The organism is Arthrobacter antioxidans (assembly GCF_023100725.1).
In the GTDB taxonomy this organism is placed as follows: Bacteria; Actinomycetota; Actinomycetes; order Actinomycetales; family Micrococcaceae; genus Arthrobacter_D; species Arthrobacter_D antioxidans.
The window spans coordinates 804,154-828,067 of sequence record NZ_CP095501.1; the positions used below are offsets into that span (position 1 = coordinate 804,154).

General features: G+C 66.9%; 21 protein-coding genes. 5 read left to right on the forward strand and 16 right to left on the reverse strand.

What is annotated here, in order from left to right; translation table 11 throughout:
• Positions 1-8: 8 nt before the first annotated feature.
• The 13 genes from MWM45_RS03805 to MWM45_RS03865 form a co-directional block, all read right to left on the reverse strand.
• On the reverse strand, positions 9-1,775 hold the full coding sequence (locus MWM45_RS03805; RefSeq protein ID WP_247828298.1) for an IlvD/Edd family dehydratase: 1,767 nt from the start codon (positions 1,773-1,775) through the stop codon (positions 9-11).
• A 4-nt stretch (positions 1,776-1,779) separates the two neighbouring features.
• A complete protein-coding gene (locus MWM45_RS03810; protein ID WP_247828300.1) occupies positions 1,780-2,940 on the reverse strand; it encodes an acyl-CoA dehydrogenase family protein in 1,161 nt (386 codons plus the stop codon).
• Positions 2,941-2,944: 4 nt separating this feature from the next.
• Entirely contained in the window at positions 2,945-4,162 is a 1,218-nt protein-coding gene (locus MWM45_RS03815; protein WP_418909724.1) for a CaiB/BaiF CoA transferase family protein, read from the reverse strand.
• Positions 4,163-4,197: 35 nt separating this feature from the next.
• Positions 4,198-5,082, reverse strand: a complete 885-nt coding sequence (locus MWM45_RS03820) for a fumarylacetoacetate hydrolase family protein (RefSeq protein WP_247828301.1) — start codon at positions 5,080-5,082, stop codon at positions 4,198-4,200.
• Positions 5,083-5,114: 32 nt separating this feature from the next.
• Positions 5,115-5,888 (reverse strand): SDR family oxidoreductase, encoded by a 774-nt coding sequence (locus MWM45_RS03825; RefSeq protein WP_247828302.1) that lies wholly within the window; start codon positions 5,886-5,888, stop codon positions 5,115-5,117.
• Positions 5,888-6,793 (reverse strand): dihydrodipicolinate synthase family protein, encoded by a 906-nt coding sequence (locus tag MWM45_RS03830; RefSeq protein ID WP_247828303.1) that lies wholly within the window; start codon positions 6,791-6,793, stop codon positions 5,888-5,890. Before MWM45_RS03830 ends, MWM45_RS03825 begins: the two co-directional genes overlap by 1 nt.
• Positions 6,790-8,040, reverse strand: a complete 1,251-nt coding sequence (locus MWM45_RS03835) for an MFS transporter (RefSeq protein WP_247828304.1) — start codon at positions 8,038-8,040, stop codon at positions 6,790-6,792. The genes MWM45_RS03830 and MWM45_RS03835 overlap by 4 nt, the downstream gene beginning before the upstream one ends.
• Positions 8,037-10,244 (reverse strand): TRAP transporter permease, encoded by a 2,208-nt coding sequence (locus MWM45_RS03840; protein ID WP_247828305.1) that lies wholly within the window; start codon positions 10,242-10,244, stop codon positions 8,037-8,039. Before MWM45_RS03840 ends, MWM45_RS03835 begins: the two co-directional genes overlap by 4 nt.
• Complete coding sequence (locus tag MWM45_RS03845) at positions 10,241-10,744, reverse strand: hypothetical protein (RefSeq protein ID WP_247828306.1); 504 nt, start codon at positions 10,742-10,744, stop codon at positions 10,241-10,243. Before MWM45_RS03845 ends, MWM45_RS03840 begins: the two co-directional genes overlap by 4 nt.
• A gap of 3 nt (positions 10,745-10,747) precedes the next feature.
• On the reverse strand, positions 10,748-11,755 hold the full coding sequence (locus MWM45_RS03850) for a TAXI family TRAP transporter solute-binding subunit (RefSeq protein WP_247828307.1): 1,008 nt from the start codon (positions 11,753-11,755) through the stop codon (positions 10,748-10,750).
• On the reverse strand, positions 11,752-12,423 hold the full coding sequence (locus MWM45_RS03855) for a carboxymuconolactone decarboxylase family protein (protein ID WP_247828308.1): 672 nt from the start codon (positions 12,421-12,423) through the stop codon (positions 11,752-11,754). Before MWM45_RS03855 ends, MWM45_RS03850 begins: the two co-directional genes overlap by 4 nt.
• A complete protein-coding gene (locus tag MWM45_RS03860; RefSeq protein WP_247828309.1) occupies positions 12,416-13,162 on the reverse strand; it encodes an SDR family NAD(P)-dependent oxidoreductase in 747 nt (248 codons plus the stop codon). Before MWM45_RS03860 ends, MWM45_RS03855 begins: the two co-directional genes overlap by 8 nt.
• Positions 13,163-13,297: 135 nt before the next feature.
• Positions 13,298-13,987 (reverse strand): GntR family transcriptional regulator, encoded by a 690-nt coding sequence (locus MWM45_RS03865; RefSeq protein WP_247828310.1) that lies wholly within the window; start codon positions 13,985-13,987, stop codon positions 13,298-13,300.
• A gap of 219 nt (positions 13,988-14,206) precedes the next feature.
• Between MWM45_RS03865 and MWM45_RS03870 the strand changes: the two genes are divergently transcribed.
• Positions 14,207-14,947 carry a hypothetical protein gene (locus MWM45_RS03870; protein ID WP_247828311.1) on the forward strand — a complete coding sequence of 247 codons (741 nt, stop codon included), beginning with the start codon at positions 14,207-14,209 and terminating at the stop codon, positions 14,945-14,947.
• 662 nt (positions 14,948-15,609) lie between these two features.
• Here MWM45_RS03870 and MWM45_RS03875 read toward each other — a convergent pair.
• Together MWM45_RS03875 and MWM45_RS03880 are read right to left on the reverse strand one after the other, a co-directional pair.
• Entirely contained in the window at positions 15,610-16,623 is a 1,014-nt protein-coding gene (locus MWM45_RS03875; protein WP_247828312.1) for an EcsC family protein, read from the reverse strand.
• A 405-nt stretch (positions 16,624-17,028) separates the two neighbouring features.
• Positions 17,029-18,198, reverse strand: a complete 1,170-nt coding sequence (locus tag MWM45_RS03880) for a thermonuclease family protein (RefSeq protein WP_247828313.1) — start codon at positions 18,196-18,198, stop codon at positions 17,029-17,031.
• 366 nt (positions 18,199-18,564) lie between these two features.
• Here MWM45_RS03880 and MWM45_RS03885 point away from each other — a divergent pair, with 366 nt between their 5' ends.
• Positions 18,565-19,911: a GmrSD restriction endonuclease domain-containing protein gene (locus MWM45_RS03885; protein ID WP_247828314.1), complete on the forward strand. Its 1,347-nt coding sequence runs from the start codon at positions 18,565-18,567 to the stop codon at positions 19,909-19,911.
• Positions 19,912-20,472: 561 nt separating this feature from the next.
• Positions 20,473-21,183, forward strand: coding sequence for a DUF6994 family protein (locus MWM45_RS03890; protein WP_247828315.1), 711 nt, complete (start codon positions 20,473-20,475; stop codon positions 21,181-21,183).
• Positions 21,184-21,343: 160 nt separating this feature from the next.
• Here MWM45_RS03890 and MWM45_RS03895 read toward each other — a convergent pair whose 3' ends face one another.
• Positions 21,344-22,246, reverse strand: coding sequence for an aldo/keto reductase (locus MWM45_RS03895; RefSeq protein WP_247828316.1), 903 nt, complete (start codon positions 22,244-22,246; stop codon positions 21,344-21,346).
• Positions 22,247-22,326: 80 nt separating this feature from the next.
• On the opposite strand from MWM45_RS03895, the gene MWM45_RS03900 reads away from it, so the two are divergent.
• Positions 22,327-23,178, forward strand: coding sequence for a helix-turn-helix transcriptional regulator (locus MWM45_RS03900; protein WP_247828317.1), 852 nt, complete (start codon positions 22,327-22,329; stop codon positions 23,176-23,178).
• A 121-nt stretch (positions 23,179-23,299) separates the two neighbouring features.
• On the forward strand, positions 23,300-23,875 hold the full coding sequence (hxlB, locus tag MWM45_RS03905; protein WP_247828318.1) for a 6-phospho-3-hexuloisomerase: 576 nt from the start codon (positions 23,300-23,302) through the stop codon (positions 23,873-23,875).
• The last annotated feature ends 39 nt before the right edge of the window (positions 23,876-23,914 follow it).

The window sequence follows — 23,914 nt, forward strand, 5'->3', positions numbered from 1 at the left end:
GGGCCTGCTCAGCCCGGCTCCTGGACGAGGCTCCGCGGAGCGTCCCGCTCCGGGAGTTCCGTGCTCTGCAGGAACCGGAAGTCGCACCCTTCGTCGGCCTGGGTCACCTCCGACACGTACAGCTTCCGGTACCCGCGCGCGGCGGCCGGGGGAGAGGGTAGGCCCAGCTCGTCCTCGCGCCGCATCAGCTCCTCGGAGGAGACGTCAAGGTGGATCGCGCGGCGGCTGACGCTCAGGGTGATGGTGTCGCCGGTCTGCACGAGCCGCAGCGGCCCGCCGACCGCGGACTCGGGAGTGACATGGAGGACGACGGCGCCGGCAGCGGTTCCCGACATCCGGCCGTCCGAGATGCGCACCATGTCCTTCACCCCCTGCGCGGCGAGCTTCCGGGGAATGGGGAGGTACCCGGCCTCGGGCATGCCGGGTGCTCCGACCGGGCCGATGTTCCGCAGGACGAGGATGTCCTCGGCGGAGACGTCGAGGGCGTCGTCGTCGATCCGTGCCGCGAGGTCTGCTGCGTCCTCGAAGACCACGGCACGGCCCGTGTGCTCCAGCAGATGGGCTGACACGGCTGCCTGCTTGATGATGGCGCCCCCCGGCGCGAGGTTGCCGCGCAGGACGGCGAGACTGCCTTCCGGATACACGGGGTCGGTGAGTGGCCGCACGATGTCGGAGGGGAAGCCCGGCCCCGCGGCGTCCAGTTCCTCGCCCAGGGTGCGTCCGGTGACCGTCGGCGCGTCACGGTGGATGAGGTCCCCGAGTTCGCGCAGGACAGCGGGCACGCCGCCGGCCCGATGGAAGTCCTCCATGTAGTAGGTGCCCGTCGGTTTCAGGTCGACCAGGACGGGTGTCTCGGCGCTCATCCGGTCCAGGTCCTCAAGGCCGAGACGGATCCCGAGGCGGCCGGCGACGGCGGTCAGGTGGATGATCGCGTTGGTCGACCCGCCGATGGCCAGCAGGACCCGGAGCCCGTTCTCGAAGGCCTGCTGCGTCAGCACGGTGCCCATGTCCGTGCCGCGCGCGGCGAGTGCCACCGCCTGGGTCCCGGTCCGTTCGGCGATCCGCACGCGGTCGGCCGTCACGGCAGGCGGGCTCGCGCTGCCGGGCAGGGCGATGCCCATGGCCTCCGTGAGGCAGGCCATGGTGCTGGCGGTGCCCATGACGGAGCACGTGCCGACGCTTCCCACGAGCCGCGAGTTGACGTCGTCGATCTCCTGCCGGTCGATCTCGCCGCTGCGGAACTTCCCCCAGAACGCCCGGCAGTCCGTGCACGCACCGACCCGCTGCCCGCGGTGCCCGCCGGTCAGCATGGACCCCGTGACCAGCGTGATCGCCGGGACGCCCGCGGACGCCGCGCCCATCAGCTGGGCGGGGACCGTCTTGTCGCAGCCGCCGATGAGCACCACGGCGTCCATGGGCTGCGCGCGGATCATCTCCTCGGTGTCCATCGACATGAGGTTGCGCAGGAACATGCTGGTGGGCTGGGAGAAGCTCTCGTGCAGCGAGATGGTCGGGAAATCGATGGGTAGACCGCCGGCCATCAGCACGCCCCGCTTGACGGCGTCGAGCAGTGCGGGCATGTTGCCGTGGCACGGATTGAAGCCGCTGCCCGTGTTGACGATGCCGATGACCGGCTTGTCCAGCGCGTCGTCCGAGTACCCGGCCCCCTTGATGAAGGCCTTGCGGAGAAAGAGGGAGAACCCCTCGTCGCCGTAACTGGTGAGACCCCGCCGGATTCCGGAGGCCCGGCCGGCGGGAGCAGCAGATTCCCTCATGCGGCTACCGGAACGCGGGGATGCCGGTGATGTGACTGCCGAGGATCAGCGTGTGCACCTCGTCGGTCCCCTCATAGGTGCGCACGCTCTCCAGGTTGTTCGCGTGGCGCAGCGGGGAGTAGTCGAGCGTCACACCGTTCCCCCCGAGCATCGCGCGTGCTTCCCGGCAGATCTCGATGGCCTCGCGGCAGTTGTTGAGCTTTCCCACGGAGATCTGGTGGGGTTGCAGGGTGCCGGCATCCTTGAGGCGTCCCGTCTGCAGGGCCAACAGCATCCCCTTGTTGATCTCCAGGGCCATGTTGACGAGCTTGAGCTGGGTGAGCTGGTAGCCGGCCAGCGGTCGGCCGAACTGCAGGCGCTCCAGCGAGTAGTCGAGCGCGGCGTAGTAGCTGTCGCGTGCGGCTCCCATGGCGCCCCAGATGATGCCGTAGCGGGCCTCGTTGAGGCACTCGAAGGGGCCGCGAAGTCCTTTCGCCTTCGGGAGCAGCGCGGTGCCGGGCAGCCGGATATCGGTGAGTTCGACGTCGCACTGGATCGACGCCCGCATGGAGAGCTTCTGGACGATCGGGGTGGCCTTGAACCCCGGGCTGTCGGTGGGTACCACGAAGCCGCGGACGCCGTCGTCGGTCATCGCCCAGATGATGGCCACCTGCGCCACCGAGGCGAGGCCGATCCAGCGCTTGCTGCCGTTGAGGATCCAGTCGTCGCCGTCCCGCTTGGCGAACGTGAGCATGCTGCCGGGATCGGAGCCTCCAGTGGGTTCGGTGAGGCCGAAGCAGCCGATCGCCGATCCGGCGGCCATCCTCGGCAGCCATTCGTTCTTCTGCTCCTCCGAACCGTGCTTCGCGATGGCGCTCATCGCCAGGGACCCCTGGACGCTGACGAACGTGCGCAGGCCGGAGTCGCCGGCCTCGAGTTCCATGGCCGCGAGCCCGTATTCGACGGAGCTCCGGCCCGGGCAGCCGTAGCCCTTGATGTGCATGCCGAGGAGCCCGAGTTCCGCCATGCGCGGCACGATCTCCAGGGGGAACTCCGCGCGGTCGTACCAGTCGGCGATGTTCGGCTTGATGGCGGTGTCCACGAAGCCGCGGACGCGGTCACGCAGGGCACGCTCGTCCTCGGTGAGGAGTGCGTCGATGTCGAGAAGGTCTGAACGGTCGGTCATGGGTCTACTTTCCGGTAGCGGCGGGCTGGAGGTTGGAGGTGAACGTTGCTCCGTCGTGTTCCCCGAGGAGCGGGGGCACCCGCGTGTAGCTCGCGGGCGTCTCGGAGAGGCGGATCGGGTTGGCCACCTGTTGACTGGTGCGTCCGGTGGTGGGGTCGGTGATCTCGACGACCGGGGTGAGCCCCAGGTCCTCGGCGAGGGAGAGCGCCTCGGCAATGGAATTGACCTTGCCGGCGGGCACGCCCGCCGAACTGAGGAGGCGGGCCCATTCGACGGCGCTCCTGGTGCCGAGTTGTTCCTCGAGCAGGACCTTCAGGGCGTCCCGGTGCGCCACACGCTGCGAGTTGCCCCGGAAGCGGGGGTCGACGGCGAGGTCCGGGACGCCGAGGACGCGGACCAGCGACTCGAACTGCTTGTCCGTTCCGACGGCGATCGCCACGGGGCCGTCGGCCGTGAGCAGGGTTTCGTAGGGGGCGATGCTGGGGTGGGCATTTCCCATCCGCTGGGGCGCCTGGCCGGTCGCCAGGGTGCTCGATGCCTGATTGACCAGCCCGGAGAGCAGGGACGACAGCAGGTTGACCTCCACGCGCTGGCCCTTTCCGGTGGCGTCCCTGGAGCGCAGTGCGGCGAGGATCCCCACCACGGCGTTCTGGCCGGTGACCACATCCACCAGGGCCACTCCCACCTTGCTCGGCTCGGAGTCCTGCGAACCGGTGACGCTCATCAGCCCTCCCACCGCCTGGACGAGGAGGTCGTAGCCGGGCAGGTGCGCTCCGCCGGTGCTGCCGAAGCCGGTGATGGAGCAGTACACCAGGTCCGGCCGGCGTTCGACGAGGGATTCGTAGTCCAGCCCGAAACGCTGCATGACTCCGGGGCGGAAGTTCTCGATGACGATGTCGGCTTCCAGCGCGATGGCGAGAGCCCTTGCCAGTCCCTCGTCGGTGCGGAGGTCGCAGACCACCGAGCGCTTGTTCCGGTTCACGCTGGAGAAGTACGTGCCGACGCCGTGCTCATCGACCGGGGGAACCCAGGAGCGCGTGTCGTCTCCGGCCGGGCTCTCCACCTTCAGGACGTCCGCCCCGAAATCCGCCAGCATCATGGACGCGAACGGTCCGGCGAGTACCCGCGAGAAGTCCGCGACCTTCAGCCCCTCCAGTGGCCCGGGCGTCGGGTGTCCTTCCGGTGTCGCATCGGCCGGTGGCCTGTCCGTATTCGTGCTCAATGGGATTCGTCCTCCAGGAGAGTAGGTCTGCAGCCCTAGCTGGACGCAGTGACGGGGTTGCTGAGCACGCCGACGCCGGCGACGCGGCACTCGGCCGTGTCTCCGGGGGTGACGTGGATGGCCCCCGGTGTTCCCGTGGAGATGATGTCCCCGGGATACAGCGGCATCACCTTGCTGTGGAAACTGATCAGGTACGCCGGGTCGTAGCGCATGTGGGACACCGTGTTGCTGCGCCTCACCTCGCCGTTGACCACGGTGGAGACCTCCATGTCGGCAAGCGTTCCGTCACCCACGGCTTCGGCCAGCGGCACGATCCGGGGGCCGAAGGAGAAGAACCCGGGAAAGTTCTTGGAACGGGTAAGGAACCGCGGGTTGCGTTGCAGGATGTCCTCGGCGGTCTGGTCCAGCACGGGCACGACGCCGGCCAGGTAGTCCAGGGCGTCCTCGGGTTCCACGTTACGGCAGTACCTGCCGATGACGACCGCCACCTCGGCTTCGGTGGTGGTGCGCTCGCTCTGCACGGGGATGGGGATGGCCTCGCCCGGTCCGATGACGGTGTGGTCGCCCTTGATGAACGATGCCGGCTCTTCGGGCACGCCCTCGGAGAGGTCGGAGGCGTGCTCCACATAGTTCAGCCCGATGCCCCAGAGCATCCGGGGGTGGCGGTAGGGGGCGCCGTAGACGGCGTCATCGGGATCGCTGAAGACGGCGTCGTCGGCAGTCTCCGCGGCAGCATCGAGCTCGCCGAGGAGATCCCCCGTGAGGACGTCGAGGATGTCACCGGTGAAGCCGGGCAGGAGGTCGGACACCCGCGCGAGACCCCGCCGCGGGTGGACGACGGCCGCGGCCTCGGTGCCGGTGGTCCCGGGGCCACTATCCGGGGAGGTGGTCGAACAGAGGTGCAGAATGCTGGGAGCCATGACGCTGCCCTTTCGAGTCGGAGGCGGAGGTTCTAGTAGGCGCGGACCATGCCGCCGTCGCACCGGAGCTGTTCTCCGGTGACATACGACGCCGGTGCGCTGGCCAGGAAGGTGACGACGGCGGCGAACTCGGCCGGAGTGCCGTACCGGCGTGCCGGGATGCCGGCTTCGGAGGCAGCACGCGCTTCGGCTGGGGTGGCGCCGGTCCGCTTGGCCGCGGCCGAGTCCAGGGACGCGACGCGCTCGGTGTCGATGCGGCCGGGGAGCACCATGTTGACAGTCACGCCGTCGGCGGCGACCTCGGCCGCCAGGGTCTTGAGGTACCCCGCGAGCCCTGCCCGGCCGAGGTTCGACAGCGCGAGGTTGGGCAGCGGCTGCTGCACACCGCTGGAGCCTACGGCCACGATCCGCCCCCAGCCGCGCTGCCTCATGCCGGGGAGCACCAGGGAGGTGAGCCGCAGGTGCTGGAGCAGCAGCTGGTTCACGGCGGCGAGGGCCTGCACATCGGTGATGTCGGCCGCACCTCCGGGAGGAGGTCCGCCGCTGTTGAGGACCAGGACGTCGATCGGCCCGAACGCGTTTTCCGCGGCCGCCACCAGCGCGGCCGGGGCGCCGTCGTCGTCCAGGTCCAGGGCGATCCCGACGGCGGAGGGGAGGCGGGCCGCCTCGGCCTTCACCACGTCCTCGCGGCGGGCGGCGAGGACCACATTGGCTCCCTCGGCGGCGAGGGCCTGCGCGATCGCAAGGCCGATCCCGGAGCTCGCTCCGGGCACCAGCACGTTCTTTCCCGTCAGTCCGGTGTCCATCAGGCGATCTCCATTCGTACTGCGTCGAGGTGTGCGGCGATCAGGTCCGCGAGGTCACGCGGCAACGATGGTGAGGGAGGCCGGACCGACGCGTCGGCGATGATTCCACGGCGGCGCAGGATCTCCTTGCGCAGGGCGAGGCCCACCCCGGGCTGGCCCTCGAAGTTCGCCAGCGGCAGCCACGGTGCGAAGGCGTCGCGGGCAGCGGGGAAACCCCCGTCGGCGAAGGCCGTCAACGCGATCTGCAGGCCTTCGGGATGGGAGAACCCCGTCATGGCGCCGGCCGCGCCGGCTGCGAGCTCGTCCAGCAGTCCCACGCCGCCCAGCCCGCCGTAGACGGGAACGTCCGTGGAACGGGTCAGCTTCGCGATCGCGGACGCGGTGGGGGGCGCTTCCGATTTCACGGCGACGATGAAATCGCACGTTTCGAGGACGCGCAGGATCTGGTCGGCGCTGATCTTCACGCCCGACGCCACCGGGTAGTCCTGCAGCACGATGCCCGCCCCCGTGGCGCGGTGGATGGCCGTCAGGTGGGCGGACAGCACGTCCGGGTCGCCGGTGTTCGCCTGCACCATGAGCGCGGCGAGGTTGCTGCCGGCGGCCTCGACGGCGGTGGAGGCCTGCTCGATGGCGACGGCGGTGGTGCGGGCGGACAGGCCAACCACGAGCGGGGTGCTTCCCGCCTCCTCGGCGACCGTGCGGACGATGAGGGACTGCTCGGCAGCGGTCAGCGACGCACCCTCACCGAAGACGCCGAGGACCACCATCCCGGTGGCAGGCAGCGCGGTGTACAGCTGGACCTCACGGCGGAGTGAGGCGGTATCGACATCGAGGTCCGGGCCGCTGAACGGTGTTGCCAGCACCCCCCAGAGTCCGGGGGAGAGGTGCGGGAGCTGATCGGTCATAGGGACTTTCCTTTCATCGAGGGTCCTCCACCGTTGGTGGAAGGAAGGGGAGCGGCTTCCGGCGCGGCAGCTGCCGAGCGTGCGGCGCGGATGGACCGACGGCCGAGCCGGAACGTCGCCGCGGCGAGCAGGGCGACGACGGCGGCGGTCAGCCAGGCGACGCGGTAGGAGGTGGCGGCGACAAGGAAGCCGAAGAGCAGGGGACCGGCGGCAGCGCCCAGGGAGAGTCCGGTCTGCAGGATGCCCGTGGCCGAGGCGGCACCCTGCCGGTTGTCGCGCACCACGGCGAAGTGGACGAGTCCGGGCCAGGTCCAGCCCGCGGCATAGGTCAGCAGCGCTCCGCAGAGGAATGCCGTGGAGGAGCCGAAGGCGAGGAGGAGGTAGCCGCCCACGCCGATCGTCAGCAGGTTGGCCACCAGGACGTAGGGGCTGCGGTGCGGGTACCGGTCCATGAGTGCGCCGAGCACGATGCGGATCACGAGCCCCAGGAGTGCGGCACCGGCGAAGAGGTATCCAGCCGCGCTGGGCGACATACCGGATTCCACCGCCGAATCGACGAGGAATACGCCCATCGAGGTCGCGGCAGCCGCCGCGAGCCCGGCCCCGATGGCGACGAGCACGAGCCCGCGCAGGGGTGTCCCGCGGTCGGCGGGTGCTGCGGGTCCCGACGCCGGGCGGGCCGGTCCCTGCACAGTGAAGCCGGCCCACAGGGCCAGCGCCACGGCCAGGACGACGCCCAGCGCGAAGGCGTAGCGCCAGCCCAGAACCAGCGCGATGCCCGGAACGGCGAGGCCCCCGATCAGGCCGGCAGCGGGGATGGAACACTGCTTGATGCCGAACGCCAGTCCCAGCCGGCCCGGGTTGACGGCCCGGGAGATTCCGAGGTTCGCCGCAGGCTGGGCGAGGCCGTTGGCCAGCCCGCCCACCACGAGGGCGGCGATCAGCACCGCGAAGGTCGGCGCCAGGCCGGCCCCGCCGAGGGCGATAGCGGCCAGGACGGCCGAGGCCACCATCCCCCTGGCTGCCCCGATCCGCTGCACGAGCCGGCCGAGCCGGCGCGCCGCGACTCCTGAGACCGCGAAGAGGGTAGCTGCCGCGATGCCCATCTCGGCCGGACCGATGCCCAGATCGGCCCGGATCTGCACGGCGAGCGCGCCGACCAGGAAAGCGGGCAGCACGCCGAGGGTGGTGACGGTGACGGCCTGCAGCAGGGTGCCGCTCGCACCTGGCGGCTGTGCGGATCTCACGCCGGGTCGGCAGCGCGCGGAGCCTTGCCCCCGGTGCCCGACGCCCCGTCGACGGCGACAGCGCCTGCTGTTCCGGCTCCTTCGGGGAGGCTTCTGCCGGAGGCGGTCCCGGCAGCATCCGCCGAGGAGTCCTTTCCGTGCCTCCTGAGGCCGAGGAGATGCACGACGACCCCGAGGGCGATGATCCCCACGCCGATGGCGATGTACATGGGTTCCATGACGAGCATCGGCAACGAGCCCAGCCCGAGCAGGATGCGTTCGGGCCAGCGGGCCGGGCCGAACAGCCATGCTCCGGTCGCCACGGCGAGGGCGCCCACCGCCAGGAGCGAGACGGTGAAGGCCAGGGCGATGGTGGCGATGCCGCCCTGCAGCAGCAACCCGACGCCTGGGCCGGAGAGCACGAAGATGAACGGTACGAGGAACGCCGAGAGGGTGTAGCGCCAGGTGAGCCACATGGTCTGGATCGGCTTGCCGCCGGTGATCGCGGATGCGGCGAACGGTGAGAGCGCCGTAGGAGGCGAAACCTCACTCAGGACGGAGTAGTAGAAGATGAACATCGCTGCGGCGAACGCGGGGACGCCCACGTCCTGCAGGGCAGGCCCGATGATGACCCACGAGATGATGAAGCTCGCCGTCACGGGCACGGCCAGTCCCAGGAGGATCACCGATATCGCCGAGAAGATGGCCGTCAGGAGCAGGCTCCCGCCGGCGAAGTCCACGATGATGTTGGCGAGTTTCAGGCCCAGCCCGGTCAGGGTCATGATGCCGACGATCAGCCCTGCCGCCGCCATGACGGGGATGACGGACAGCGCTCCGGTCGCCCCGGTGGCCAGGGCGTCGAAGATGCGCCGGGGAGTCATCCAGGAGTCGCGCTCGAGGAAGCTGAGGGCGAAGGCGAGGAAGGTGGCGTAGACCACGGCGCGGAACGGCGTCATGCCCATGGCCATGAAGACGACGATGGCGACGAGGGAGCTGAAGTGATAGCCGAAACGCAGCAGCAGCTTGCCCACCGGCTTGACGTCGAAGTCCACGGCCTTGGTCTTGAAGCGGCGTGCGTCCATCTCGATGGCCAGGATGATGCCGAAGTAGTAGAGCACGGTGGGGATGGTGGCCCAGATCAGCACCTGGAGGTAGGACACACCCAGGAGCGCCGCGATGATGAAGGCTGCGGCACCGAGGGTGGGAGGGGACATGATGGCGCCGATTCCGGCGGCGGCGAGAATGGCGCCGCCGTGTTCCTTCGGGTAGCCGGCCTTGCGCAGCAGCGGCCAGGAGATACCGCCGAGGGTCACGGTCGTGGCGACGCCCGAGCCCGAGACCGTGCCCAGGAGGAATCCGGCGAGGGTCACCGTGCGGCCCGGCCCGGACTTGGACTGGCCGAAGGCGGAGAAGGAGAGATCGATGAAGAACTTGGTGGCCCCCGATGCCCCGAGAACCGCTCCGTAGATGGTGAACAGGATGATGTAGGTTGCCGCCACGTCGGTGGGGACACCGAAAAGCCCCTGTGTGCCCATGACGTTGTGTCCGACGAGGCGGACCCAGTCGAAGGACGAGGTGTTGAACGGGGCGGGAACCCACGAGCCGAAGAAGGCATAGGCGAAGAAGCCCACGACCACCAGTGGCACGAGGATCCCGACGGTCCGGCGCGACGCCTCGAGGGTCACGAGAATGGCTATCACGCCCATGGCAAGGTCGAGGTAGGTGGGTGTGATCGCCCGCCGGAAGAAGCCGTCCCAGTCGGAGATGATGTACAGGAACGGCACCAGGGCCACGATCGCGAGAACCCAGTCAGCGATGCCCGGGTTGTCCCCCGACCTCTTCGCCTTGGAGGATTCCGACCGTCCCCAGCCCCGGTAGACGAGGAAGGTCAGGGACAGGCCGATCCCGAGGAACAGCGGGAGGTAGAACTGCGTGGCCATGGGGTTGAAGACCCAGTAGAGGGCCAGGAGCGAAAGCCCTGCACCGGCGATCTTGATCAGCAGGCCAGGGGTCCCGCTGAGGTGCCGCGCCGGCTTCTCCGCCTCGTACTCGGCGATCAGTGCTTCTTCGTCGATGTACTCCTCGCGCTCCAGCGGGCTGACCGGTTCGTCCTCCTTCGCCCTCGCAAGGTCCGTCTGCTCGCGCGGCGTGGATGCCTTGTGCCTGGGGGCAGAGCCGTTTGCAGGCGCCTTCACGGCGCCATTGCCGTCTGGTCGCTCGGTCATGGTGTCTCCTCGAGGTGTAACTCAACGAACGGGTTGTCGTCTTCAACTAGGCTCCACAGTTCAAGCGGCGGAGCGCCTTGCACGTGCAGGGTGCGTTGTCCGAGGTCGGTCGCCGCGATCGAGAGCTCCTCGAACACCGCGGGACGCGCCGGGTCCGGCTCCACCACCCACTCCCGGCGATCGGCGTCGCCGGCAGCTGACGGGGCTCCGGGAACTGCGTAGTACTCCTCGAGTACCGCGAGCTGGTCGGCTGCGATCTGGTCCAGGACGAAAGTGCCGTCGGGTGCGAGGGTGTAGCGTTCCTCGGCCCGGGTGCCGTACAGCGAATTGCGGTAGCTCACGGAGAAGCTGGTCCCGGCAAGCGGGACACTCGCCAGCTCGCCGTCGTCGTTGGTGATGCTGATGAAGACGTCCGGCTGGCCGGACGAATTCACGAACCCCAGACCCCCGAGAATGCCGAGGCATGCAAGGGGGACGACGACGGCGGCCGGCGTGCGCATGGCCTAGCCCGCGGCCTCGTCGAAGTAGGTCTGAGCGCCTGGGCAGGTCTCGATGTAGGAGATGTCGCCTGCGGTGGCGGCATCGAGTTCCTCGGCCGCGGGGTGGACCTGGATGAGGGCCTCCTCGTTCTCGAAGATCGTCCGGGTGATGTCCTCCTGGAGCTGTTCGTCCATCGAAGGGCTGGCCACCAGCAGGTTCGGGGAGGCGATGGCGGGAACGGCCTCGGTCTGGCCTTCGTAGGTGTTCGCGGGGATGTCCTCTGCGACGTAGTAATCGCCGAACTCGGAGGCCAGTGGCTCGGCGTATTCGCCGATGGGAACCAGCACCATGTCGCCGTCGCTCGCGAGGTCGATGAGCGCGCCCGTGGGAAGCCCGCCGGACCAGAATCCGGCGTCGATGGTGCCGTCCCGCAGCGCAGCGACGGTTTCGGCGGCGCCGAGCTGGCGGCGTTCCACTCCGGTCTCGGGGTCGATGCCGGCCGCCTCGAGGATACGCAGCGCTGCGACCTCGGTGGCGGAACCGGGCGCCCCGACGGAAACGACTTTCCCTGCCATGTCCTCGACGGACTGGATTCCGGCTCCGTCGACGCTGACGGCCTGCATGAAGTTGTTGTAGATGTTGCCGAGTGAGCAGATCTCGATCGCGTTGCCTTCGAATTCGCCGACGCCTTCCACCGCGTCGGAGACCACGTCGCCCACGGAGAAGGCGAGCTGGGCCGAGCCGTTCTGGATGAGGAGCATATTGTCCACGGAGGCGTTGGTTTCCTGCACCGTCGCGTCATAGCCTTCGATGTTGTCGCGGATCACCGTGGCGAAGCCGCCGCCCAGGGGGTAGTAGACGCCGCCGGTGCCGCCGGTCGCGATGGAGAGTGATCCTCCTTCACCGGAGTCGGCTCCGCCTCCTCCGCCGCTGGAGCTGGGCTCGGGGCTGCCGCAGGCCGAAAGGAACAGGGCGGGGGCGATGAGTGCCGCCGCGCAAAGACGCTTCCGGCTTCGTTGTTTCGTAGTCAAGGCTGTTCTCCTTTGTCGTTGATGATTGCTGGCTGGGTAGGGGGGACGGGGGGCGGGACGGTGCCGGATCGAGGGCCGGGCGCGGGGACGTCTCCGGCGGCGAGCAGCCCGGCGAGCATCCGGTAGTAGCCGATGAGCAGCGAGAGCTCGGCCACCCCCGGGTGCCCGATGTGCCCGAGGACCCGGGCATGGACCTCGTCGTCGACGGAGGTGCCTCGGAGAAGCGCCCGGGTGAAGTCGAGTGCGGCGCGTTCGGTGGCGGAGAGGGTGGGCGGCACGCTGCCGTTCTGGAGGTGTTCCAGCTCGGTCTCGTCGATGCCGACTGTCGCCGCCACCCGGCTGTGGGCATACCACTCGTACGCCGAGTCGAGCTCTGCGGAAATCGCGCAGATGATCAGTTCGCGCAGCCGCCCGTCGAGGGTCCCGCCGAAGCGCAGCACCGCACCGAGCGCCTGGACGGCGTCGCCGATCGCGGGGGCGAAGAGCATCGCGTTGAATGGGCCCGCCAGGGCGCCGTCGTCGTAGATCATCGTGAACGCGCCGTTGCCGCGCGGAGGTCCCGCGATGGAGTCGTAGACAGCGCGCTGTTCGTCGGAGAGTTCGGCTGGGGTCAGCAGTGGAAACCGCCCTGCGGCCTGGGGCCTGGCGCTTTCGGTGGTATCAGACAAGAGTCCGCCCCCCGTCCACATAGAGAACGTGCCCGGTGACGAAGGCTGCCTGCCGTGATGCGAGGTAGAGCACGGGGCCGGTGAGGTCGTCGACGGTACCCAACCGGCCGGCCGGAACCATGCCCGTATAGTGCTCGCGGACGCCCGGACGGCCAAGATGAGCGCTGGTCAGGGCCGTATCGACGTAGCCCGGGGCGATCGCATTGACCGTCACCCCGCTGGCCGCCCATTCACGCGCCATGACCCGGATGAGCTGGTTCAATCCCCCCTTGCTCGCGGCATACGGCCCATGGTCGGGATGGGCGAGCAGGCTCGATACGGAGGAGCAGTAGATCTGCCGGCCGTACCGGGCGTCGACCATGACCCGGCCGGCTGCACGACCGAGGCGGAAAGCACTGGACAGGTTGACGGCAATGATCTTGTCCCAGTCCTCGTCCGTGGTGTCGAGCATGGGTACCCGGTTGTTGATGCCGACCGCGTGGACGAGGATATCGAGGCCACCGAGTTCCGTCTGAGCGGCGTGGACTGCCTGCTCACAGCCGCTCGTGGTCGTCAGGTCGGCGGCAACGGTGCCAGCGGTACCGGCGAAGTCCGCCAGACGTTCCGCACTCTGATCCGCGACGACCAGACGCGCGCCGGCCTCGAGGAAGGCCTCCGTGCAGGCGGCGCCAATGCCGCCGGCACCGGCCACCAGCACGCGCTGATCCTTCAAACCAAGCCAGTCAGCCAAAGGAAGCATCTCCGATTCATTGGGCAGAAAGCGTGGGCACCTGGTGGTGCCGAGGTCCTTCGGTGCACCTCTCTGGAGACTGTATACAATTTTTCGACAGGATGTAACCCACATCACAAAACTTGTTCAGCAGGCTTCCTTCCGTCAGCCCTCTCGCACGGACTCGGCTTCCAGGAAGGTTCGCAGGGCCTGCACAGCGTGCTCGCGGTGCTCATCGAGCAGGAGGATGAGCTTCTCGGCGTCCCGTTCTGCGAAGGCGTCGATCATCAGGGCATGTTCATGCTCTACACGTGAGCGGTTCGAAGCCGATCCGTAGTAGACGAATCTGTAGGCATCGGTGGCGTCCCACAGGATCTTGATGATCCGTTCCAGACGCGGCATCCCGGCTGCCTCTACAAGCACGAAATGGAACCGCCGGTTCGCCTCGGTCATCTTCAGCAGGTCCCCCTCGGCGCTCGCTGTCTCGACGTCCCGGGCAGCAGCCTTGAGATCGTTTAGAACGGTGCTGCTGAGATCCCTCACCAGCGCGACCCGCGTCGCCTCTCCTTCGAGGAGCTGCCGGATCCGATACACCTCCAGCAGGTCTGTGAGGGAGAGGGTTGCGACCCTATGCCCGCGGTGGGGTTCGTAGAGGACCTGCCCCTCGGACTCGAGGGTCTTGAGAGCCTCACGGAGGGGGACCCGGCTCACGCCGAAACGTTCCGCGAGTGCGTCCTGGCGGAGCGGCTGTCCGGGCAGGAACTCCCCGGCGATAATCGCGCGTCGGAGCTCCGCGAGCACGAAGGCCTGTGCAGTCGGTGGACGTTTGGAACTCCCCGTGGCGCTGCTCGTCACGAAGCCGGCCCACCCAGTTCAGTGCTCATCGTCAGAAGTCTAGCCGGGGCGTCATCGGGCCTCGTCGCGGTGGTTCCGGGCCGGCTGGGAATGCAGGTGATGGGTATGTGTGCTGGACGTCTGGTCCACTCCTGACCCCTGAGGATGAACCTTGCGGCGGGACCGCCGGCCTTCCCGCCGGGCCCGTCCTGGCATAGCCATCCGGGAGAAGATGTAGCCATGGACAACGATGTATTGCAGCCTTCGATGATCGCGCGGCTCCTGGAGGAGATCTCGTGGGAGAAGGCCGTCAAGTACCGAGCCGGCGGCCGCGGCATGGAGAACGTGCTCACGGCAGAGGTGCTGATGGGGTTGGACCTCCTGCCGAGGGACCAGTTCTTCGGGCAGGTCATCCGGTCCGGCTCGGGTGCAGCCGCTACCCGAGCACTCCTGGCTGATCAGGCGGAATCGGCCGTGATGTCGTTGCTGCCCGGCGACATGTCGGTGAATGCGGCGGGGGCCGCAGGGCGGAAGTTCATCGTCCAGCCGGATGCGATCATCACGACGCCTGACGTCTTTACATTCGTCGAGGCGAAGCGCATCAGGACGAGCTCGTTCCAGCCCGAGCAGCTCGCGCGGGAGTACGTCGCGGTCATGAGCAATGCGGGGGAGAGGATCCCTCTTCTCTTCCTCCTCGGCGTCGAACCGCCTGTGTCGGTGCAGGGGCTGGGCAAGCTGTCGATCCTGGAAGCGATACGAACGCATCTTCCCGCTGTCCTGCTCAGAGCGGGTGATATCGGAATCGACGAAGCGGAGCTGCTTGGGAGAATCGACGACGTCCTCTGCTGGATCTCCTGGGACGGTCTTGCTGCCACTGTCGCTTTTCAATTGGCCGCATTCTCCTGTGGCGATTCAAGCACCGATGCGGCAATCGGGCGCATCGGGCAGCAGGTGATGAGTGCAATCGAGTGGCATTCGTAGCCAAGGAACCCAGCGAACCGCCGTCCTGCTCCACTGGTGGCCCGAATGTCGCGCCTTCGAACCAGTCACAACGTTGGGATTAAGGCCGCTTTGCCTGACTGTAAGTCACGACACGAGTGCGCTCGAAGCTTTAGGACTGAACAGCGGCCTAGAACGGGCCGGGATCCAAGCATCGTGCTGCTGTGGATTTACTCAAGATGAGCTTGAGCAGCCAAGCGGTAAATCGCGGCCAGATACTCCGCTAAGGCCGTTCGGCAGGTAACTGGGTCGTAGGCCTGGGGCCGGGCCTAGGGAGCAAAGGCTAGGTCCAGCACCGGTCCGCTTCGTCCCAATTGTTTAACGACCCGATCACGTCTGCAGCGGCCACAAGTAATCTGCCTGTCGGCACGGCTGTGGCCGCGTGGTGCGCGTCAATAGGCTATCGCGCATTGGCCGCGGGCATTTAGGAAAATAGCTCATGTCCTCAGACATGGCCGGTACCTCATCACGCTTTTGGCTCGACGATGATATTAAGCCTCAGCAGATCACGCGTACAACGGCTGGCCGGCCGCCTTCCGGTGGCTGGCCAGCCGCTCTTTTGCCACTCAACATGCCGAGTAGGTCATCGGCGGATATTGTTTGCGAAAATGCATATTTGAAAACTTGAACGTTGTGACGGTATTCTAGACCGCTGCGGTTTCATAGTCATCGTCGGGGTCTGTTACCAGTGCAGTTGGCAACGGCAGCCCATATTTTTCGCAAAGGAATCGTGTCTGACAGTACCGCTGAGCGTCGGCGGCCACATTGCCGAGTACTGCAGCATTCATGCCTGCCCCAATGAGGACGCCAACGAACGGTACGACTTTCGCGACGTTCTGAACTGGGACCCTTGCGCCAGCTGGCCCCAACTGTTGCATCAACTTCTCGAGAGCGGCGAGCAGGCGGTGGTCCGCGCGGAGCTTGGGTGACCAATTTACTCGCCCCTTGGCCGCCCCTGCAGCGCGCGCGACATCTCTTAGTGGCTCGACTTTTGCTGCTTGAGTCATGAACGATCGGCGTACGAGGCGTTGAATGAAAATCTGCTCCTCCGGATCCTTGGCGTCGTAGCCGTAGGAGTATGCGATACGCGTTGCAATCGAGACGCTCAGAACTTGAATGACCAGCATGTCCGCTGTCATCGCGATAGGGATGCCAGCGACAGGGACCAAAGCCAAGAGCCCCATGGCCCCACCTTCGAGCGCACCAGCCGTCCGCCACCTAAGGGTGTTCAGGGCCAGTAGCCGATCACAGACCTTCATATCCTGCTGCCGTAATGCAACAAACGAGTCGATATTTAGGCCGCGCTTACGTGCGAGTTTCTCGACGCTCGTCGGGTCATTGAGCTCGCGGGCCCAGTCATTCACCAGTTCTAGTAGTGCCGTTGCACCTTCAAGTGCCGGTCGCCCTGCCCTGGTTGCGACGGCTTCACCTGCGCGATAGACAGGTCGAGTGACAGCCCCTGGCAGCGCACCTGCGACGCGGCTTGCAGCGCTGCCTGCCACTTCGCCAGTGCGACTCAACGCTGTACTTGCCCAGTTCGGTAGACCGCGGCGATTATTACGGCGCTGCCAGTGCATGTCGAGCGTGTTCCATACCTGCCGCTCATACGTACTCATCGATATTATGCCGTCGAAGAGCGGGTCAGTGTAATTGCTCATAAGGCTCCTTGTTTATTATGGGGACTGATTTCACGATGACGCTACGAGTCGTCCTACGTTAAGATTGCATCATGGGGTGCGCAACTAAGTTGCTGCTCTCGGATTTGCCTCTTCCACTTTTGACTTCCTGCTGCCGCAAGGTGGTAAGAAGGGCCATTTCATAGGCCAGAAGCAACTTCATCAATCCCGCCGCGCGTCCTTGGAACGTGCGCTATTACGTCACTTGTGCGACTGGGCGGGACCTTCGGAGGGAGACGGAACGTATGAACGATCACGGATGTGCCCTCAGGCAGAATGTCTGGTCGAAGTAGGTGGACGCCTAAGCTTCCGGCGGATCCGCTCAGTTCTCATTTTCAGAGGACGGCTCTCGTAGTTCTGTCGGCTGGGATTTACCTACGCCCGCGCTCAACAGGGGCGGTAGGTCTTCCCGCCGGGTGCGTAGCAGCGGGGCCCTGTGTAGCCGGGATAGGGATCTGCCGCCGCAGGGGGAGCCGGAGGGACGTACGGCGCTGCGGGTGGAATGTAGGGCTCGGGTGCGGGTGGAAGATTCCGAATCCGCTCCTGCTCGGCGATTGCTGCGGCTTCGGCGGCCAGTCGATCGGCTTCGGCGCGAGCGTCGGCTTCTGCCTGAACACGTTCTGCCTCGACGCGCGCGGCTTCCGCAGCCTCTGCCTGAATGCGCTCGGCCTCGATGCGGGCGGCTTCGACCGCCTTGGCTGCTTCTGCTTTGGCGGCTGCAGCTTGGGCTGCCTCTTCTGCTTTCTCGAGAGAGGTCGCTTTGATGTTGGCGCTGGCCAATGACCGTTCACCTCTGGTGATCCGTGTGTTGAGATCACGCACCAATTCGGCAGTGCGATCGGCTCCGATGGCGAGGACGCGGACCGTGTCCTTGCCCGCTTCGAGAGTTTCCCGGACGGCCTTTGCGGTCGTCAGGGCGGCAAGAATGCCGGCAGCGGTCGCGGCGGCTGCTGATGCTGTGTCGCCGACAGGAGCCTCGGTTGCCGCAGTGAGCGCCTCCACGGCATCGGCCACTTCTGCCGGGACGGTGCACTCTGCAGCGACGTCCATCAATCCGACCTTCTGAGCGGTCGCCTCGTTGTATGCGGCTTGCACCTCGTCGTAGTACTTCTTGTTCGGCTCGATGAGAACGGGAACGCCTAGGCCCACACGTGCGATTTCTGCGTTGACCAGGGTCTGGTCCTCGATGAACACGGCGGCCAGCACGCGGTCGTACCTATCTGTCCGCTCGACGTCGAAATCGAGGCCGACCTGCGTTCCAGGTGGCGTCAACGATTCGAGCTTCTCCGTAGCCTCCAGGCCGAGGCACTCGACGGGCTTGTCAGGATGTTTCGTCTCCGGTGTGTCAACGTTTAACAGGCGGACCGTCTGGTCGTCGCCGTCGAAGTTGATGACGAGGGTGTCGCCATCGATTACCCGCACCACGGTGCCGGGTTGGAAGTCGCCCGCAGGCTCGCCGGACGGGTCGGAGCTGTTACAGGCAGTCAGAGTCGAGGCGAGAACCGCGACGGTCAAGAGGGTCGCCGGTGCGAGCCGGCATAAGCGAGCATGGGTCATCGATCTTCTTCTGCAGATATGAGTACGGACGCTACGGCGGACTGGGAGGGCGTAATCGCCCATCTATGCCAGCGGCGGGAGTGTCACCGGACGCGGCCGCCCCGAAACAAGAAGCGGGCATCACGAATGACATTAAAGATTTAGCACGAATAGTCAGGTCGGCTTGTCCAGCCCCGCCGAACCTGACGAAAAGCTGAGCTTGCACGGCATCGCAGGCGGAATTCTGCCTGCATTCAGATCCGGTTCGGTGGTCAGCGGTTCGCGCGAGTACGCTGCCCAAAGACACCGCATCAACCCTGGGGACTTTTCATCAATTCATCATTCCGCACGCCTGCCCAAAACACGACGTCACCGACCAAGCCGAAGGTGCGGACCTCGACAGCAATCGTCGCCGGTCTCGCCCTGTTCCTGGTGGTCATCGGCCTCATAGCAGGCGGCATCAGCGGGGCACTCATCATGGCTGCCACGTTCGCGCTCTTCACCGGGCTCTACACACTCCTGACCAACCGGCCGTCCTGGGCTCGCCTCGGAGGCCGGAAGGCCGGTGCGATCACCGCGGGTGCCGCCGTCGTCGCCATGCTCGCCGGATGCGCCATCGCCCCGGCCTCGGACACGGCGCCCACAGCTGTTGCTGAGCAGGCGACCGCGTCGGCCGAGCCGACGACGACGCCGAGCACCAGCGCTCCGACCGCGTCGGCAACGCCGTCCGCAAAGCCGACGCCGTCGCCCACCCCGAGCCCGACGTCGAGCCCGGCGCCCTCGGACGTCGCTCCGCTCGATTCGGAGACCGTTGTTGACGCGGACGGCACGCCCCGTGCGCCGTCGGACCAGCCCGCCTTCAACACCACAGCACTCGCGGTGCTGGAGACGCTGCCCATCAAGGGCCGCGCGCCGAAGACCGGGTACGACCGCGAGGAGTTCGGGCAGGCGTGGGCCGACGTCGACCGCAACGGGTGCGACACCCGCAACGACATGCTGAACCGCGACCTGACGGAGATCGCCTACGCCAACTCCGTTCCCTGCAAGGTGCAGTCCGGCGTGCTGGACGACCCCTACACCGGCACCGTGATCCCGTTCCTGCGCGGCCAGGCAACGAGCAGCGACGTGCAGATCGACCACGTCGTCGCGCTCTCGGACGCATGGCAGAAGGGTGCCCAGCAGCTGAGTTTCGACCAGCGCGTTGCCTTCGCGAACGATCCGCTGAACCTGCAGTCCACGGACGGCCCCACGAACCAGCAGAAGAGCGACGGCGACGCCGCCACGTGGCTGCCGCCGAACAAGGGCTACCGCTGCGAGTACGTGGCCCGGCAGGTCTCGGTCAAGGCGACCTATACCCTGTGGGTCACGCAGGCCGAACACGACGTCATGGCGACGATCCTGTCCGACTGCAACGGCATCCTCGCACCGACCAACCAGATGGCGCCGTCGATCGCAGCGCCGGCGGAACCGGTCGAGACGCCGGCACCCGCGCCCGTCGTCGTGCCGGTCGTGCCGGCACCGGCTCCCGCTGCTCCCGCACCCGTGGCACCTGCACCGGTAGCCCCGGCACCTGCGCCGGTCGCGCCCGCTCCAGTGGCTCCGGCTCCCGCTGCTCCGTACTACCAGAACTGCTCGGAAGTCCGCGCCGCGGGCGCGGCCCCGATCGCGGCGGGTTCGCCCGGTTTCCAGGCGAAGTTCGACCGCGACAACGACGGGATCGGCTGCGACAGCTAGCTGAACCCACCACAACGAACGACGGCTGGGCAGTAACCCATTGGTTTCAAGGGTTACTGCCCCGTTTGTGTCTGGTGGCTGGGCACGTGGTGATCAAGCATGGCTGTGGGGTTACGGCTGACAGGAGGGCCAGCTTTGGGCGTGGCAGAGCCATGACCGTGAACCATTTCCGGGTCCACACTGTAGTCACAGTAAGTTCGGTGAGGGCAGGCGCGTGATGGTGCTCGAGTGTGTGGGGGTCGGAGCTGGACCTGTCGGACTCGCCGCACGTGCGGCGCTGTCGCGGCTCGACATCGACCACGTTGTTCTCGAGCGGGCCCGACCAGGTGAGACCTGGCGATATCATCACCCACTCTGTGCGAGCCTATTTGAGCTCGACGAACCTCTGGCGGCCGACAGCGACAGCTGTGATGATGCGCTTCGGAAAACAAGCCAGCTATTGTTCGCCGCAGACCACATTTGACGGCAGGACTTAGAGCAGCCAGTGCCAGCCCGAAATAATGTGGGCAGTTCCCAGCAATTCGAGGACGTCCACAGGGCCGCTGCTGCTAATTTCAGTTCATGGCTGAAATTCGTGAGATCGACGTCGACTACAACTTCTTCAATGACACGCCGGCGGGTAAGGACCCTGACAGTCACAGCCCCACGCTCCGGCGATACCACCAGCTCCTATGGACCAAGCCGCTCCCTGACGGGCGACCGTTCGAGCTTCACGCTGGGCTTGCTCGCTCGCCGTACCTCGTGTACGAAGCAGCGGGCACAAGGTTTGTTCTCGGAAGCGACACAATAGCGACGCGGCATCGAAGGAAACTGCACCACCTCTACACGCAGCTTTCCGACGAGGTTAATGACGCGTTCCTGCGACGCTCGTACACGATTTGCGGCTTTATGATTTTTCCGGTTTCGCGGGGCAGTATCAACCAGAGGCGCGGAACTCACCCACGGATCCAAGATCGATGGGATTTGACCCTTGAAGCAATCCGGCGCTTCTATGAGGGCGGCACAAGCCCCTTGGCCGCGACGCTGGATCGCTACGCCGCGTTCTTCACGCTCTTCGGCTCCTTCGACGGATACATCAAACATTTCCATCTCGGCGACTTCCTCGATAATGAAGGTGCGGTGCGCTTCCTGCTCCCCTTCGACAACTTCAAGTCGGCGGTGCTGCCGTCCGATCTGCCCACTTATGCGCAATACCGCCAAGACAGTCTGGAACTGTTCGAGGCACGCCGCCTCCGCATTCTGGACGAGATCAACCGCTCGTCACTCGGCTGAACACCGGCTCCGGTAGGCGAGGCATGGTGGTTTCAGCCGGTCAATGCAAGTGTCCTGCTTGCTACCGACCCAGCGGTTGGGTCTCCAGGGGCGGCCATGACCGACGACGGCGGGGCAGCCACTTATAGTGACTGCCCCGCCGTCGTCGTTCGGGGACGTGCTACATGCTCCACAGCTCCGCGTGGATGTCCGTCTCGTCCGACCAGCGCCGGTGCAGGGCGAAGAGCTCGTCCACGATGTCCTGCGGCAGTGGCGTGATGTCCTGGCTGTAGGCGAGCAGCTCGCGCAGGTTCTCCTCGCGGCTCGCCGAACCGACGGTGGAGACCACCTGCGGGGTGCTGTGCGCGAAGCGGATGCAGAACTCGGCCCAGCTCTCGATGCCGGAGCGCTCGAAGATGGGCGCCACCTCGATGGCCCGCTCCTGCAGGTACGGCTTCCACGCGGCGCCCGGGACGTCGCGCAGCTCATGGACGGGAGCGCCGGCCACGGTGCGCATCGAGATGATGGCCTTGTCCTGCGCCAGCAGTTCGTCCCACAGCTCATTCGCCGCGAAGCGCTGCAACGGGTTGAGGTAGAAGATGTAGCCGTCGATCAGACCGTCCAGATGCCCGGCCCGCAGCGCCTTGAGCGGGGCCTCCGAGGTCCACGGGAAGATCTCGAGGACGAAGCGCCCCACGAGGCCCTCGTCCTTGATGCGCTGGAGGTCGGAGAGTGTGGGGCCGCCCGACGGCATGTCGTCCGCGAACGCACCCACACCGGTGAGCTGCCCGATGTCGATGGAGCTGATGCCCAGGGGCTCGATGTTCTCGGCGATGGTGGCGCGGACATCGTCGGCCGTCCCGCCGCCCAGTTTCACGATGACCGGCGGAACCTTGCTGCGGTCCTCTTCGAAGGCGGCACCGAGGACCTCGAGCGCGTGGTCGTACTGGCGGGACGTGTGGAGCCAGAGGCCGGCGTCGATCGCCGTGCGGGCCATGTGCGCCTGCTGCTCGTGGGGGACGTCGTCGTGCCCGAGCCGCGTGGTGCCGTAGATGAACGGGGGAAGGTCTGCCAGAGGTTTCATTGCCTCAGGCTACCGGCGGGAGGCGCCCGCTGACGGAACCCTGCCGGGACGGTGAGGCAAGGTGCGGCAGAATGGAAGCCATGGACCGGGCCGCAGAGATCTCCGCTTTCCTGCGCTCGCGACGCGCACGGCTCTCACCCACCGACCTCGGTGCTCCGTTCGACGGCCGTGTGCGCCGGGTTCCCGGGCTCCGTCGCGAGGAAGTGGCCCGCCTCGCCGGGATGAGCGCCGACTACTACATGCGGATCGAGCAGGGCCGCGGGGGTGCGGTGTCCCTCGAGATCATCGACGCCATCGCCCAGGCCCTCCGCCTCGACACCGTGGAGCGGAACCACCTCCTCAACCTCTGCGGCACCCCCACCCCGCACCACACACCCACGTACGAGCCGCAGCGGGTGCGGCCCGGGCTGTACGACCTGCTGTCCGTCATGGAGTCCGTCCCCGCGATCATCCTCGGCCGCCGCACGGACGTGCTCGCCAGCAACCGCCTGGCGCGGGCGCTGATGACCGACTTCGAGGCCCTCCCGGCCACCCGCCGTAACTACGCCCGCTTCATCCTGCTGGACCCGAAGGCGCGGGAGCTCTACGAGGACTGGGAACAGGTCAGCGAGCAGACCACCGCGATGCTCCACCTCGATGTCGGACGCTTTCCGGACGATCGCCAGCTCGCCGACCTCATCGCCGACCTTCGCGAGGGCTGCCCCGAATTCCCGCGCTTCTGGGACGACCAGAACGTCCACGAGAAGGACCAGGGCGAGATCCGCTTCCACCACCCGGTGGTCGGCGACTTCACGCTGCACTACCAGACCCTGCTCGTCCCCGGCGAGGCGGACCAGAGCGTCTGCACCTACTACGGGGCACCGGGTTCCGGCAGCGAAGCGGCGCTCGCGCGCCTGGCCCGGGCGACGACGTCGGCCCCGGCTCCCGCCTGATCGCATAGCAGGCTAGCCCCACGCAAACTAGGTCTGACGGGGAAGGTTTAGCGATGTGCGCGCATCGTCAGGGGTGATGGACTGAAGTCCGGACGAACCCCCAACGGCAGGAGCCCCACCGATGACCCAAGCACCCGAGGACCACTCGGTGCCCGCCGGCCTGCGCCTGCTCCACGAGGAACTCGTGGGTGCGGCGGACGGCCTGCAGGACGAGCAGCTCTCGGCGCTCGTCATCGAGATCCAGCAGGCGCGGCGCGTGTTCGTCACCGGGGGAGGGCGCAGCGGGCTCGCCCTGCGCATGCACGCCATGCGCCTCATGCACCTCGGCCTGACCGTCCACGTGGTGGGCGAGACCACGACGCCGGCCATCGGCGACGGCGACCTCCTCCTCGTCGCGTCGGGCTCCGGCACGACGGCGGGCGCAGTAGCCGTGGCCGAGACGGCGGGCAGCGTCGGCGCTCGTGTCGCGGCCGTGACCACCGACGGCGAGTCGAAGCTCGCGGACCTCGCGGACAGCGTGGTGGTCATCCCTGCCGCACAGAAGACGGACCACGGCGGCACGGCGTCGCGCCAGTACTCCGGCAGCCTGTTCGAGCAGGCCCTGCTCCTGGTGCTCGACGCCACCTTCCACACCCTCTGGCAGGCCGACGGCACCCCCGCCGAAGACCTCTGGCCCCGGCACGCGAACCTCGAATAGCGCGCGCCACCCTCATTCTTCATCCCAGCTAGCAAAGGA

What these genes read in the sequence shown, in the direction of transcription:
- MWM45_RS03805 (WP_247828298.1), bottom strand. Translation starts at nt 1,775, where the DNA reads ATGAGGGAATCTGCTGCTCCCGCCGGCCGGGCCTCCGGAATCCGGCGG.
- MWM45_RS03810 (WP_247828300.1), bottom strand. Translation starts at nt 2,940, where the DNA reads ATGACCGACCGTTCAGACCTTCTCGACATCGACGCACTCCTCACCGAG.
- MWM45_RS03820 (WP_247828301.1), bottom strand. Translation starts at nt 5,082, where the DNA reads ATGGCTCCCAGCATTCTGCACCTCTGTTCGACCACCTCCCCGGATAGT.
- MWM45_RS03825 (WP_247828302.1), bottom strand. Translation starts at nt 5,888, where the DNA reads ATGGACACCGGACTGACGGGAAAGAACGTGCTGGTGCCCGGAGCGAGC.
- MWM45_RS03830 (WP_247828303.1), bottom strand. Translation starts at nt 6,793, where the DNA reads ATGACCGATCAGCTCCCGCACCTCTCCCCCGGACTCTGGGGGGTGCTG.
- MWM45_RS03840 (WP_247828305.1), bottom strand. Translation starts at nt 10,244, where the DNA reads ATGACCGAGCGACCAGACGGCAATGGCGCCGTGAAGGCGCCTGCAAAC.
- MWM45_RS03845 (WP_247828306.1), bottom strand. Translation starts at nt 10,744, where the DNA reads ATGCGCACGCCGGCCGCCGTCGTCGTCCCCCTTGCATGCCTCGGCATT.
- MWM45_RS03860 (WP_247828309.1), bottom strand. Translation starts at nt 13,162, where the DNA reads ATGCTTCCTTTGGCTGACTGGCTTGGTTTGAAGGATCAGCGCGTGCTG.
- MWM45_RS03870 (WP_247828311.1), top strand. Translation starts at nt 14,207, where the DNA reads ATGGACAACGATGTATTGCAGCCTTCGATGATCGCGCGGCTCCTGGAG.
- MWM45_RS03875 (WP_247828312.1), bottom strand. Translation starts at nt 16,623, where the DNA reads ATGAGCAATTACACTGACCCGCTCTTCGACGGCATAATATCGATGAGT.
- MWM45_RS03880 (WP_247828313.1), bottom strand. Translation starts at nt 18,198, where the DNA reads ATGACCCATGCTCGCTTATGCCGGCTCGCACCGGCGACCCTCTTGACC.
- MWM45_RS03890 (WP_247828315.1), top strand. Translation starts at nt 20,473, where the DNA reads ATGGCTGAAATTCGTGAGATCGACGTCGACTACAACTTCTTCAATGAC.
- MWM45_RS03895 (WP_247828316.1), bottom strand. Translation starts at nt 22,246, where the DNA reads ATGAAACCTCTGGCAGACCTTCCCCCGTTCATCTACGGCACCACGCGG.
- MWM45_RS03900 (WP_247828317.1), top strand. Translation starts at nt 22,327, where the DNA reads ATGGACCGGGCCGCAGAGATCTCCGCTTTCCTGCGCTCGCGACGCGCA.
- hxlB (WP_247828318.1), top strand. Translation starts at nt 23,300, where the DNA reads ATGACCCAAGCACCCGAGGACCACTCGGTGCCCGCCGGCCTGCGCCTG.